Here is a 13,386-nt window from a genome sequence, read left to right as displayed (position 1 = left end):
TGTCTGTGCCGGATCTATCTAGAAACCGATGAACGCATAGTAGACCGGCGCTTCGCCCGTCACCTGTAGGCGATGACCCTGCAGATCGGCCGCAAGTGTCTCGTCCTGCACATGCACCACCCACGGTCCATCGACCGCCTGTGGCGCCTGCTCCAGCACCGAGGCAAACGCCGCCATGTCCGGCAGCCACGCGGTAAACCCATTGCCCTTCAGCGCACTGGTGGTCATCCCCAACGCCTGACAGATCGCCACCTTGGCCGCGATATCATTGCGGTCGGCCTGGCGTGAGGCTTCGATCAGGGCACGCAGCGCCTCATCCACCGGCAGGTTGCCGTGAATCAGTTCCGGCCCTTGCGTCCAGGCCTCGGGCGGGCAGTCCTTGTTTTCCGGGCGCAGCGGCAGGTGCGGGTTGATCTCCGCCGGGTAGATGCGACAGACCAGCGGGCGGCTTTCATAGATACCGCACAGGTCGTTGTCATCGAGGTTGCGGCAGCGCCCTGGATTGAACGCGGCGAAGGTCACCGATACCTGCAACTGCGCGTCACCGCATGGCACCGGGTGCGAACGGCGCAGCACATGCTCGCGCTGGTCTGCCGGCATGCCGGGGCCATCGGCGAGAAAACCTTCGATCAGCACCACCACCTGACCACCAGAGATCGCCCACTGGTGGGCCTCGGCAAGCGTCAGCGGCACATGATGGCCCGTGCAGCATTTGCCGCAGCCGGTGCAGGCGAAGCGAATACTGTCGCTCATCGTTTGCCGGCTTCCCATTCCGTGGTAAAGGTTTGCTGGCGTTGGCGGTCGTAGAGGCACAGCTCGGTACCGGTGCGGTTCTGCATGTGCTTCTGGGGGTAGATGCCCTCGATCAGCAGCGCGCTGTAACCGATCTGGTCGTCGAACTCGGCGGGTTTGCCCAGGGCGTGGGCGTCCTTGAACTGGCTGGCGGCCAGACAGGCTTTGAGCATGTGCTGGCGTTGGTCGCTCCAGGCTTGGTTGCTCGAAGCGTGTACTGCGCCGCTGGCGAAGGCGCAGAGAATCAGGAACGAATTGAGTAATTTCATACGCGACACCGGCAATGAACCTGCGAAGGGCGCGAATTATGCCCGAACGTTTTCCTTCATCAAGTCAGGAAAGTCCTGACTTGATGTTTCAGTGCTCCTCGAACACCACCGCGCGCGCCGCCGTCACCAGGCAGTTGGTCAGCTCCGGCGAGGAGAACTTGGTGAGAATGGCATTGGCCCCGGCCAGCTTGGCCTTGTCACCGCTCATCGCGCTGTCCAGCGAGGTGTGCAGCAGGATGTACAAGTGCTGGAAGTCCGGGGTTTCGCGCAGGGTGCGGGTGAAGGCGAAACCATCCATCTCGGACATCTCGATGTCCGAGACGATGATGTTGATCTCCCTTTCGGTGCCTTGCAGCTCCAGCAGCACATTGATCGCATCCTTGGCGCTGCGCGCGGTATGGCACTCGATGCCAAGGTTGCGCAGGGTGTGCACCGACTGCTGCAACGCAACCTGGCTGTCGTCTACCACCAGGATGTTGGCGGCGGCCAGCAGGCTTGCATCTTCTTCGCTGACTTCCCCCGGGTGCGGTTCGTGGGGGGGCGGGGCGATGCCGTGGATGACCTTTTCGATATCCAGCACCTGCACCAGGGTATTGTCGACCCGGGTGACGCCGGTAATGAACGAGCGGTTGCCCGAGCCGTAGGGCGGCGGTTTGATGTCGGTGCTCAGGCAATGGACGATACGGCTCACCGCTTGCACGTGCAGGCCCTGGCGCGAGCGGCTGATCTCGGTGACGATCAGGCAGCCGCCGTCGGGGTCGGCCAGGGGCATTTCGCCGATGGCGCGGGACAGGTCGATCACCGACAACGAGTTGCCGCGCAGGGTGGCGACGCCTTTGACGTGCGGGTGGGACTCCGGCAGCTTGGTCAGCGGCGGGCAGGGGATGATCTCGCTGACCTTGAGCAGGTTGATAGCCATCAGCTTGCCGCTGCGCAGGGTGAACAGCAGCAGGGACAGCGAGTCCGCGCGGGCTTTTTGCGTGGCCATGGACAACCTTCGCTATGAATGAGGGGGAGGATGCCGGGTTATCGGCTTTCTGGCGCCAGGCTTTAGCTTAGTTTGCTATTCGCTCTGTATGGGGCTGCTTCGCAGCCCCGTCAGCGCAGTCCCAATCGCTTGGCCAGCCTGCTCAGGTTGGCCCGATCCAGCCCCAACTCCCGGGCTGCGGCTGCCCAGTTGTCCTGGTGACGATCCAGGCACGCTTCGACGATCTGCCGTTGATAATCATCCACCGCCTCGCGCAGCCCCCCCTCGGGCAGCGGCGCGTCAGCTGACGGTGCCTCGGTTTCTGCCAGTATGCTCGGCGCCACGTTGCGCAGATCGAGGTCAGCCGCTTCCAGGGTGAGGATCTTCGGCCGCCGTCCTTGCTGCCCCAATGCCTTGAGCGCCGAGCGACCGATCAGGTGTTCCAGTTCGCGGACGTTGCCCGGCCAGCCGTACGCCAGCAGGGCGGCCTGGGCGTCGGTGGACAGCCGCAGGCTCCCCAGCCCCAGGCGCGCGCGGTTCTGTTCGAGGAAAAAGCCAGCCAGCAACAGCACGTCGCGGCCTCGCTCGCGCAGGGGCGGAACTTGCAGCGGGTAGACGCTCAGCCGGTGGTAGAAGTCGGCGCGGAAGTTGCCATTGCGCACCTCTTCGGCCAGGTCGCGGTTGGTCGCGGCGATCAGGCGTACATCGACCTGATGGTCGCGGTCCGAACCCAGGCGTTGCAACTGCCCGCTCTGCAACACCCGCAGCAACTTGGCCTGCACTGCCAACGGCAGCTCGCCGACCTCGTCGAGGAACAATGTGCCGCCGTTGGCCAGCTCGAACTTGCCGCGGCGTTCACCATGGGCGCCGGTAAAGGCGCCGCGCACATGGCCGAACAGTTCGCTCTCCACCAAGGTGTCGGGCAGGGCGGCGCAGTTGAGGCTGATCATCGGCTTGCCGGCACGCTGGCTGGCATGGTGCAGGGCCTGGGCCACCAGTTCCTTGCCGACGCCGGTCTCGCCAGTGATCAGCACGGTCAGGTCGCTGCCACCGACCAGGCGGATCTCCTCGACCAGGCGCTTGTGCGCCTTGCTCTGGCCGATCAGTTCGCGGTCCTGGCCGCTGGCCTGGCGATATACCTCGGCGCGCTGGTGTTCATCCTCGGCGCGCAGGGCCAGGTGCTCGATGCGCTCGGCCACGGTTACCGTGGCGGCGGCCAGGCTGGCGAAGGCCTGCAGGGCGTCGAGCTCGAGGCTCTGGAACTGGCCGGCGGTGAGCGCGTCGAGGGTCAGCAGGCCCCACGGGCGTTCGTCGACCATCAGCGGGCAACCCATGCAGTCGTGCACCTCGAGATCCACATGGGCGGCGTCGACCAGGCCGTCGTAAGGGTCGGGCAGCGGGCTGTCGCTAGGGAAGCGGGTGGGCTCGGGGCGGCTGAGCAGGGCCTGGAAGCGCGGGTGCTCGCTGACCCGGAAGCGTCGACCCAGGGTGTCCGCTGACAAGCCATCCACCGCCAGCGGCACCAGCCACTCGCCATCCAGGCGCAGCAGCGCCGCGGCATCGCACGGCAGCAGACCGCGCATGGCCTGCAGCAGCCGGCGGTAGCGTTCCTGGTCGGGGAGGTCGCGGGACAAGTCGCTCACCAGAGGGAGGAGGGCAGTGAGCAGGGGCTTTGCAGTCATATGGACTCCTGTTGGTCGGAATGACTATACGCCTGAGTGTGTCCTTTTGACATTGATCAATGAAAAGCCCCGGTTTTATTGACGATCAAAGTTGGCACGATTGCTGAAATGGTCTACGCAACCATTCGAAGCCACAGGCTCAGGAGTTGTCGTAATGCTCAATGCCGAACAACGTGCAATCATCAAAGCCACCGTGCCCCTGCTGGAAAGCGGTGGCGAGGCCCTGACCACCCACTTCTACAAGATGATGCTCAGCGAGTACCCCGAGGTACGCCCGCTGTTCAACCAGGCCCACCAGGCCAGCGGCGACCAGCCGCGTGCCCTGGCCAACGGCGTGCTGATGTACGCCCGGCATATCGACCAGCTCGAGCAGCTGGGCGGTCTGGTAGGCCAGATCATCAACAAGCACGTCGCCTTGCAGATTCTCCCTGAACACTACCCGATCGTCGGCAGCTGCCTGCTGCGCGCCATCGAGGAAGTGCTGGGCAAGGAGATCGCTACCGCCGAGGTGATCGCTGCCTGGGCGGCGGCCTACGGCCAGCTTGCCGACATCCTCATCGGCGCCGAGGAGAACCTGTACAAACAGAAGGAAGAGGCCGCCGGCGGCTGGCGCGGCACCCGCGAATTCCGCCTGGTGCGCCGCGAGCAGGAAAGCCGCGAGATCGTCTCGTTCTACTTCGCTCCGGTCGATGGCAAACCGGTGCTCAAGGCCGAGCCGGGCCAGTACATCGGCCTGAAGCTGGAAATCGATGGTCAGGAGCAACGTCGCAACTATTCGCTGTCGGCCCTGTGCGACGGTGAGCAGTACCGCATCAGCGTCAAGCGCGAGGCGGGCGGCAAGGTCTCCAACTACCTGCATGATGGCTTGATGGTCGGCGATACCCTGCAACTGTTCCCGCCTTCCGGTGATTTCACCCTGGTCGCCAGCGCCAAGCCGCTGGTGCTGATCAGCGGCGGCGTGGGCATCACCCCGACCCTGGCCATGCTTGAGGCGGCCCTCGAGACCGAACGCCCGGTGCACTTCATCCATTGCGCGCGCAACGGCGCGGTGCATGCCTTCCGCGACTGGATCGATGGCCTGGCGGCACGCCATCCGCAACTCAAGCGCTTCTACTGCTACGCAGAAGAAGATGGCAGCCAGGCTGCCGACGCAGTGGGCCTGCTGGACCAGGACCTGCTGGCCGAATGGCTGCCGCGTGAGCGTGATATCGACGCCTACTTCCTCGGGCCCAAGGGCTTCATGGCGGCGATCAAGCGTCAGCTCAAGGGCCTGGGTGTGCCGGAAGGGCAGAGCCGCTATGAGTTCTTCGGGCCGGCTGCGGCGCTGGAGTAAGCGATAGGCCTGGCTGGCCCCATCGCCGGCAAGCCGGCTCCCACAGGGTTCAGCGATACCTGTGGAAGCCGGCTTGCCGGCGATGGGGCCGGGACAGGCTACGAGTGATTCATCCCAATCGCTGCGGTTCGGCGTTCTGTCGGGCCGCCAGCACACGGATGCTCCCGGCCGTGGGTAATCGAGAACGAAGCGGACGATGACATTCGACGCTGTCGGCCTGGCCGAGCGCCGAACCGCAGCGATTGGGCCTAACCGGTCTTCTATATAAGGAAGAGGTGAACGCGGTTACACCCGCTTTCATCTTTAATCCTCCTTTAATCACTGTATCCTTCACTCCCAGGTGTCGAGGGGCTTGCTCCTGCCCGGCACCTGGCTGGCGCATTTTTCACGTGCGTCAGTGAACCGAAACCGACCCGCTCGGTCCTAGGTCATCAGTGGATAGCCGCGCACGCCCCCGCTCGATGCATTCAAAGGTCATCTCCAGCGTGTAGACTGGGCGCCCCTCGGGCAGCCCGCGCTGTCACTCTCCATCGAAGGAATCGGCAATGAACGAACTCTCATCGCGCCTGAATCGGGAACGGCGCTTTCTGGTGCTCCTCGGCGTGATCTGCCTGGCGCTGATCGGCGGCGCCCTGTACATGCAGGTGGTGCTGGGCGAGGCACCTTGCCCGCTGTGCATCCTGCAGCGCTATGCCCTGCTGTTCATCGCGATCTTCGCCTTCATCGCCGCCGCCATGCCCGGGCGCCGCAGCCTGACCTTCTTCGAGGCGCTGGTGGTGCTCAGCGCCATCGGTGGCATCGTTGCCGCCGGCAACCATGTGTATATACTCGCCAACCCCATGGTCAGCTGCGGAATCGACACCTTGCAGCCCATCGTCGACGACCTGCCGCTGGCCAAGCTCTGGCCGCTGGCGTTCCAGGTCGATGGGTTCTGCTCCACGCCCTACCCACCGATCCTCGGTCTGTCCCTCGCGCAATGGGCGTTGGTGGCGTTCGTGCTGACGGCGGTCCTGGTGCCCATGGGCATCTACCGAAACCGTCGCCGCGCTTAGACCAAAGTCCCGAATTGACCTGGGTCTATTGCGCGGCGAGATAAGCTGCAAATGGCCCCCGATGATTGATCCAGGTCAGCCACCAGCCCTTGCGCGGCAAGGGTTTCAGGGCTACTGCGCGGGGTGCGACAAACTGTCGCGAAGTTGATTTTTTGACCAGTATTGTTGCGTATTCTGTAAAAGACTGTTGCTCAATAAGTCATAGTCATCGTGGGGCGACCTATCTACAATCGCCCCCAATTTCCGTTCGGCACTGCTTGCGAGTCGCAGGATTGATGGGAGCCGCAGCGCTTTCCATTTGCTGACTTCGACAAGTTTCGCCCAACGGCGATACCGGGCGGACACCCCTCCGCGTTTTCCCGCACCAAATGGACTTGGTCTGAAGTACAGGCCTGTTGCCTACGAAACCATAAGCACCGCCAACCCGCTTGACGCCAAGATCCAGCAGTCGGATCCCTGGCAGGGGCGGGTACGGGCGCCAATTGCCGCACTTGGCAGGACGAAGTGTTGGCTACCAAACACAAATTGCATTGAAGCAAGCTGATCTAGAGGTCGTGAGATGAGTAAAAAGCGTTACCCCAGACTGTTTGGCATATTGCCCTTTTTAGGCATGCTTTTACTCAGTGGGTGCAACTGGACCCTGCTCGATCCGAAGGGCCAGGTCGGCATTGAGCAGAAGAACCTGATCCTGATCGCCACCGGCTTGATGCTGCTGGTGGTCGTGCCCGTGATCATCATGACCCTGGCGTTCGCCTGGAAGTATCGTGCGTCCAACAAGGCCGCCACCTACACCCCTGACTGGTCGCACTCGACCAAGATCGAGGCCGCGGTGTGGATCATCCCGATCCTGATCATCATCGCCCTGGGTTACTTCACCTACCACTCCACCCACAAGCTGGACCCGTACCGTCCACTGGATTCCGATGTGAAGCCGGTGCAGATCGACGTGGTCGCGCTGGACTGGAAATGGCTGTTCATCTACCCGGAACAGGGCATTGCCACGGTCAACAAGATCGTCTTCCCGGCTAACACCCCGGTCAACTTCCGCGTGACCTCCGACGCCGTGATGAACTCCTTCTTCATCCCGGGCCTGGGTGGCCAGATCTACGCCATGGCTGGCATGACCACCAAACTGCACCTGATCGCCAACGAGAACGGTGAGTTCGACGGTATCTCCGCCAACTACAGCGGCGCCGGCTTCACCGGTATGAAATTCAAGGCTGTTGCCACTTCGCAAGCTGACTTCGATGCATGGGTCGCTGAAGTGAAGGCATCGCCGAAGAAACTGGACCAGGCAGAATATGACGCCTTGGCCAAAGCTAGCGAAAACAACCCAGTCGCGCTGTACAGCGAGGCCCCGGCTGACCAGTTCCAGCGCATCGTCGACAAGTACGAAGGCATGAACCGCGGTCGTCCGAGCCACGAAGAAGCAGGCAGCAAAGACCTGGCCACTACCAAGGGTGTGGAATCGAGTATGCAACCAGCTGCCGGTGCAGAGGAGTAAGAGATGTTCGGTAAATTAACTCTGGAGGCGATACCGTATCACGAGCCGATAGTCATGGTGACGCTTGCCATGATCGCGCTCGGTGGTATCGCTGTCGTTGGTGCCATCACCTATTTCCGCAAGTGGACCTACTTGTGGACCGAGTGGCTGACCACGGTCGACCACAAGAAAATCGGCGTGATGTACATCATCGTCGCGATGGTCATGCTGCTGCGCGGCTTCGCCGACGCCATCATGATGCGTACCCAGCTGGCCGCCGCCACCGGTGGCTCCGAAGGCTACCTGCCGCCTGAACACTATGACCAGATCTTCACCGCCCACGGTGTGATCATGATCATCTTCATGGCGATGCCGTTCTTCACCGGCCTGATGAACCTTGCGGTTCCTCTGCAGATCGGTGCACGTGACGTTGCCTTCCCGTTCCTGAACTCCCTGAGCTTCTACCTGCTGCTGGCAGGCGTGCTGCTGGTCAACATCTCGCTGGGCGTTGGTGAATTCGCCAAGACCGGCTGGGTTGCCTATCCGCCGCTCGCGGGTATCCAGTACAGCCCTGGGGTGGGTGTCGACTACTACATCTGGGCACTACAGCTATCAGGTCTGGGTACGACGCTTACCGGCGTGAACTTCCTCGTCACCGTGATGAAGATGCGCGCCCCTGGCATGAAGCTGATGGACATGCCGATCTTCACCTGGACCTGCACCTGGGCCAACGTACTGATCGTCGCTTCCTTCCCGATCCTGACCGCCGCACTCGCGCTGCTGACTGTTGACCGTTATCTGGACTTCCACATCTTCACCAACGAGCTTGGTGGGAACCCGATGATGTACGTCAACCTGTTCTGGGCGTGGGGTCACCCTGAGGTCTACATCCTGATCCTGCCGGCCTTCGGCGTGTTCTCGGAAGTCACCTCGACCTTCGCAGGCAAGCGCCTGTTCGGTCACCACTCGATGATCTACGCATCGGGCGCAATCGCCATCCTCGGCTTTGCGGTCTGGCTGCACCACTTCTTCACCATGGGTGCCGGCGCCAGCGTCAACACCTTCTTCGGCCTGGCGACGATGCTGATCTCCATTCCGACCGGTGTGAAGCTGTTCAACTGGCTGTTCACCATCTACCAGGGCCGTCTGCGCTTCACCGCGCCGATCATGTGGACCCTGGGCTTCATGGTCACCTTCTCCATCGGTGGCATGACCGGCGTCCTGCTGGCTGTTCCAGGTGCCGACTTCGTTCTGCACAACAGCCTGTTCGTGATCGCCCACTTCCACAACGTGATCATCGGTGGCGCGGTATTCGGCTACATCGCCGGCTTCGCCTTCTGGTTCCCGAAAGCCTTCGGTTTCACCCTGAACGAGAAGTGGGGCAAGGCTGCCTTCTGGTTCTGGATCTCCGGCTTCTACGTAGCGTTCATGCCGCTGTACGCCCTGGGCTTCATGGGCATGACCCGTCGTCTGAACCACTCCGACAACCCGCTGTGGGAACCCTACCTGTACGTAGCCGTAGTCGGCGCCGTGCTGATCCTGTTCGGTATCGCCTGCCAGCTGATCCAGATCTACGTCTCGGTTCGCGATCGCAAGGACAACATGGACGTCACCGGCGACCCATGGGGCGGCCGTACCCTGGAATGGTCGACTTCGTCGCCACCTCCGTTCTACAACTTCGCCCACATGCCTGAGCACGTTGGCCTGGACGCCTGGCACGAAGCCAAGCAAGCCGGCGCCGCCTACAAGGCTCCGGCCAAGTACGAAGCGATCCACATGCCGAGCAACACTTCCACCGGTCTGTTCATGGGTCTGTTGCTGACCGTGTTCGGCTTCGCCTTCATCTGGCACATCTGGTGGCTGGTGGGTGCGAGCCTGGTTGCGACCATCGCTGTCTTTGTTCGCCACGCCGCGCGTGACGACCAGGGCTACATGGTGCCGGCCGAAGAAGTGGCGCGCATCGAAGGCGAGCGCATGAAAGCGCTGGCCAACGCTGGTGCACTGCCTGCTGGCGGCGCACGTGTCGAATCGTTTGAACGGGTGTAATCAATGTCCAGTCAAGTAATCCACGGTGGCGCGCATGGTCATGACCATGCGCACGATGACCACCACCACGACTCGGGCCAGATGACCGTACTCGGTTTCTGGCTGTACCTGATGACCGACTGCATCCTGTTTGCGTCGCTCTTCGCCACCTACGCGGTGCTGTCCGGCGGTTTCGCCGGCGGCCCGTCGGGTCACGACATCTTCCAGCTCGACTTCGTGCTGGTCGAAACCGCGTTTCTGCTGCTGTCCTCGATCACCTTCGGCTTCGCCATGCTGAAGATGTTCGCCGGCAACAAGGCAGGTGTACTGGGCTGGTTGGCTGTGACCTTCCTGTTCGGTGCAGGCTTCATCGCGATGGAAATCTATGAGTTCCATCACCTGATCGCCGAAGGCTACGGCCCGCAGCGCAGTGGCTTCCTGTCGGCGTTCTTCGCGCTGGTCGGTACCCACGGCCTGCACGTGACTGCCGGTCTGATCTGGATGGCAATCATGATGTACCAGATCAACAAGCACGGCATCACGCCGACCGCCAAGACCCGCATGAGCTGCCTGAGCCTGTTCTGGCACTTCCTCGACGTGGTCTGGATCTGCGTGTTCACCGTCGTCTACCTGCTGGGGGTTCTGTAATGGCTAGCGCACACGACACTCATCACGAAGGCAATCACGGTAGCGTGAAGTCCTACATGATCGGCTTTGTACTGTCGATCATCCTGACCGCGATCCCGTTCGGCCTGGTGATGTACCCAAGCCTGCCGAAGAACCTGACCGTCCTGATCGTGGTGGCCATGGCCGTCATCCAGGTGGTGGTGCACCTCGTGTACTTCCTGCACATGGACCGCTCGAAAGAGCAGCGCTCCAACGTGTCGACGTTCCTGTTCACCGTTCTGGTAATTGCACTGCTGGTCGGCCTGTCGCTGTGGATCATGTTCAGCATCCACTTCGAAATGCTGGCCAAGTGAGGTAAGACTGCATGTCCGTGAAGCACTTTATCCAAATCACCAAACCGGGGATCATTTTCGGTAACGTGCTTTCCGTGGCAGGCGGTTTCTTCCTTGCCGCCAAGGGGCATGTGGATTTCGCCCTGTTCCTGGCGGTGGTGATCGGTACGTCCCTGGTGGTCGCGTCCGGATGCGTGTTCAACAACTGCATCGACCGTGACATCGACCACAAGATGGAGCGCACCAAGAACCGCGTCATGGTCCAGGGCGGCATGTCGCTGCCCCTGGCGCTGATCTACGCCACCCTGCTCGGGGTGGCGGGTTTCAGCTTGCTGTATGTCCAGGCCAACCCGCTGTCGGCGTTCTGCGCCCTGGTTGGCTTCGTGGTCTACGTCGGCTTCTACAGCCTGTGGCTCAAGCGCAAATCGGTGCACGGCACCCTGGTCGGCAGCCTGTCCGGTGCCATGCCTCCGGTGATCGGCTACTGCGCGGTGAGCAACAGCTTCGACCTGGCCGCGTTCACCCTGCTGGTGATGTTCAGCCTGTGGCAGATGCCGCACAGCTTCGCCATCGCCATCTTCCGCTTCAAGGACTACAGCGCCGCCAACATCCCGGTCCTGCCGGTGGCGCGCGGTATCCTCGCGGCGAAGAAGCAGATCGTGCTGTACGTGCTGGCCTTCGTCCTCGCCACCCTGATGCTGACCCTCGGCGGCTACGCCGGCCTGGGTTACCTCGCCGTGGCGGCCGCCATGGGCCTGTACTGGCTGTACATGGCCTGGGGCGGCTACAAGGCCGAGGACGACAGCAAGTGGGCGCGCAAGGTATTCGGCTTCTCCATCCTCACCGTCACTGCCCTGAGCGTGATGATGGGCGTGGACAGCCAGACCGCGGCCGACGTGCTGATGACCTACGCACGCTGAAACACCCCAGCTGCACAAGACGCCCCGGCTTGCCGGGGCGTTTTTTTTGCCTCGGAAAATTCATTCGAAGGGCAGTTGACAGCGCCATGCCCTTTGCCGGATGTTATGCGCCGCAGGTCAGGACGACCTGCAGGCCAGGGTAGGCCGCGATCCATTCGGATCGATCCACATGACAAGGACTGTTCCATGACCGAATCGAGCTCCGCTCCTTCGGCGTGCGCGGCTTCGCTGCGCCAACGCCGTGCCTCTGCCAGCACCGCTACCGCGCTGGCCATCCTCGAATGCCTGTTCCGTCGACGCAGCCTGGCCCCCGGGCAGGATGACGCGCTGGATGATGCCGTGCTCGCCCCGCACCTGCCCAAGGTGCTGCAGGCCGTCGAGCACGGGCTGCCGGTGGAGATGGTACTCCCGGCCTTCCCCGGCAAGTCGCCCAACCGCCAGAAGACCCTCGGCCCGCTCCCGGACCTGGCAGAGCACCATGCCATCGACGAGCTGCATCGCCTGGCTGAGGAAATCCGCGCATTGCATGCCCCCGGCGCGGTCATTCACATCTGCTCGGACGGCTATGTCTTCGCCGACCTGGTGCGGGTGCCCGATGCCCATGTCCAGGCCTACACCGACGATATCCAGCGCTATGCCGGCCAGCACTATCCCGGCCGTTTCACCTTGTTCGACCTCAAGGATGCCTATCCGCAACTGGGCTGCCTGGACTCCATGCGCGAAGAGCTGATGATCGAGCATGGCCAGTCGCTGCGCGTCCTGCAGCAGCGCTTCGAGGACGAGGAGCACATGCGGTTGATGTACTGCGGCATCCATCGTTTCCTCGCCGAGGACTACGCCGGACTGGTGGAGTTCGAAGGCATGAGCATGAACGCGGTTAAGAAGGCCGCCAAGCCCGCATCCCAACGGGTGATCCAGCGTAGCGAGGCCTGGAGTGCGTTGCTGCAAGCGCGCTATCCGCATTGCCTGCGCCTGTCGATCCACCCGCAGTTGGCGGTGTCGAGCAAGATCGGTATCCGCCTGGTGCCGACCAGCGACCTGTGGCGCACCCCCTGGCATTCGGTGGCGATCAAGCGTCGTGGCGTGGTGACCCTCGACCGGCGCAGCAATGTCGATGAGCGTTACAGCCGGCTGGTATTCCGCCGTGGCCGGCCTTGCCACTACGCCAGCGCGCAGTGAGGGTGGCGCCAATGGACATACGCGCGGTTCTGTTCGACCTGGACGGCACCCTGGTCGATACCCTGCCGGATATCGCCTGGTGCCTGAATCATGTGCTGAGCCTGCACGGGCTGCGCACGCTGCAGCCGGATGAGGTGCGCGGGATGATCGGCGGCGGTGTGGCGGCGATGCTCGAAAGGGCCGCCGTCGGCCTCGACGCCGAGCAACGTCAACGCCTGCATGACGACTACAGCAGCTGCTATCACGACAACCTGGTCCGGCGTTCCCGAGTCTTCCCAGGTTGTATCGGCCTGATCGAGAGGATTGCCGACAAAGGGCTGCCCATGGCTGTCGTCACCAACAAGGCCCACACCCTCGCCGAGCGTGTCGTACAAGGGCTGCTGCCCGCGCAGCGATTTGCCGCGGTGCTCGGTCATCGCCCCGGCGAGCGGCTCAAGCCGGCACCGGACATCGCGCTGCAGGCTGCCGAACGGCTGGGCATCGACCCAGGCCACTGCCTGTTTGTCGGCGATACCCCGGTCGACCTGTTGACCGCCAAGGCCGCGGGCATGCCCGCCGCCGCCGTCGGTTGGGGCTACGGCGAGTGGCAAGCGTTGCTCGAGCAGCGGCCACAGTTCCATTGCCAGCAACCCTTGCAGCTGCTCCGGGCCCTGCGCCCGGAGCAAGTGCGCCACTGTGCAAGCCAATCCGCAACGCCAATCGGTTCGCTGTAGCCGTTCTCAAGG

General features: G+C 62.7%; 13 protein-coding genes. 9 read left to right on the top strand and 4 right to left on the bottom strand.

Annotation, left to right across the window (positions count from 1 at the left end):
* Positions 1 to 18 precede the first annotated feature (18 nt).
* The 4 genes from BMY03_RS03555 to norR form a co-directional block, all read right to left on the bottom strand.
* Complete coding sequence (locus BMY03_RS03555; protein WP_094010250.1) at positions 19 to 753, bottom strand: YkgJ family cysteine cluster protein; 735 nt, start codon at positions 751 to 753, stop codon at positions 19 to 21.
* The gene (locus BMY03_RS03550) at positions 750 to 1,061 is read right to left on the bottom strand and encodes a hypothetical protein (protein WP_094010249.1); all 312 of its coding nucleotides are present in this window, start codon (positions 1,059 to 1,061) and stop codon (positions 750 to 752) included. The genes BMY03_RS03555 and BMY03_RS03550 overlap by 4 nt, the downstream gene beginning before the upstream one ends.
* A gap of 88 nt (positions 1,062 to 1,149) precedes the next feature.
* Entirely contained in the window at positions 1,150 to 2,049 is a 900-nt protein-coding gene (locus tag BMY03_RS03545; protein WP_023632441.1) for a chemotaxis protein, read from the bottom strand.
* A gap of 110 nt (positions 2,050 to 2,159) precedes the next feature.
* Positions 2,160 to 3,710, bottom strand: a complete 1,551-nt coding sequence (gene norR / locus BMY03_RS03540) for a nitric oxide reductase transcriptional regulator NorR (protein WP_038707393.1) — start codon at positions 3,708 to 3,710, stop codon at positions 2,160 to 2,162.
* Positions 3,711 to 3,864: 154 nt separating this feature from the next.
* Here norR and hmpA point away from each other — a divergent pair, with 154 nt between their 5' ends.
* The 9 genes from hmpA to BMY03_RS03490 all read left to right on the top strand — a co-directional run bounded on the left by hmpA (position 3,865) and on the right by BMY03_RS03490 (position 13,374).
* Complete coding sequence (gene hmpA / locus BMY03_RS03535; RefSeq protein WP_023629872.1) at positions 3,865 to 5,043, top strand: NO-inducible flavohemoprotein; 1,179 nt, start codon at positions 3,865 to 3,867, stop codon at positions 5,041 to 5,043.
* 545 nt (positions 5,044 to 5,588) lie between these two features.
* Positions 5,589 to 6,095: a disulfide bond formation protein B gene (locus BMY03_RS03530; protein WP_094010248.1), complete on the top strand. Its 507-nt coding sequence runs from the start codon at positions 5,589 to 5,591 to the stop codon at positions 6,093 to 6,095.
* A 559-nt stretch (positions 6,096 to 6,654) separates the two neighbouring features.
* Positions 6,655 to 7,599, top strand: coding sequence for a ubiquinol oxidase subunit II (gene cyoA, locus BMY03_RS03520; RefSeq protein WP_094010247.1), 945 nt, complete (start codon positions 6,655 to 6,657; stop codon positions 7,597 to 7,599).
* A 3-nt stretch (positions 7,600 to 7,602) separates the two neighbouring features.
* Entirely contained in the window at positions 7,603 to 9,624 is a 2,022-nt protein-coding gene (gene cyoB, locus BMY03_RS03515; RefSeq protein WP_023629874.1) for a cytochrome o ubiquinol oxidase subunit I, read from the top strand.
* A 3-nt stretch (positions 9,625 to 9,627) separates the two neighbouring features.
* The gene (locus BMY03_RS03510) at positions 9,628 to 10,251 is read left to right on the top strand and encodes a cytochrome o ubiquinol oxidase subunit III (protein WP_023629875.1); all 624 of its coding nucleotides are present in this window, start codon (positions 9,628 to 9,630) and stop codon (positions 10,249 to 10,251) included.
* A complete protein-coding gene (gene cyoD, locus BMY03_RS03505) occupies positions 10,251 to 10,583 on the top strand; it encodes a cytochrome o ubiquinol oxidase subunit IV (protein WP_023629876.1) in 333 nt (110 codons plus the stop codon). Before BMY03_RS03510 ends, cyoD begins: the two co-directional genes overlap by 1 nt.
* 11 nt (positions 10,584 to 10,594) lie before the next feature.
* Positions 10,595 to 11,482: a heme o synthase gene (gene cyoE / locus BMY03_RS03500; RefSeq protein ID WP_023629877.1), complete on the top strand. Its 888-nt coding sequence runs from the start codon at positions 10,595 to 10,597 to the stop codon at positions 11,480 to 11,482.
* Between the two features lie 186 nt (positions 11,483 to 11,668).
* Positions 11,669 to 12,661, top strand: coding sequence for an isocyanide synthase family protein (locus BMY03_RS03495; protein ID WP_094010246.1), 993 nt, complete (start codon positions 11,669 to 11,671; stop codon positions 12,659 to 12,661).
* Positions 12,662 to 12,672: 11 nt separating this feature from the next.
* Positions 12,673 to 13,374 (top strand): HAD family hydrolase, encoded by a 702-nt coding sequence (locus tag BMY03_RS03490; protein WP_094010245.1) that lies wholly within the window; start codon positions 12,673 to 12,675, stop codon positions 13,372 to 13,374.
* Positions 13,375 to 13,386: the final 12 nt, after the last annotated feature.

The sequence above is a fragment of the Pseudomonas soli genome (genome assembly GCF_900110655.1).
Classification (GTDB): Bacteria; Pseudomonadota; Gammaproteobacteria; order Pseudomonadales; family Pseudomonadaceae; genus Aquipseudomonas; species Aquipseudomonas soli.
This window is presented reverse-complemented; position numbering and strand designations above follow the sequence as displayed.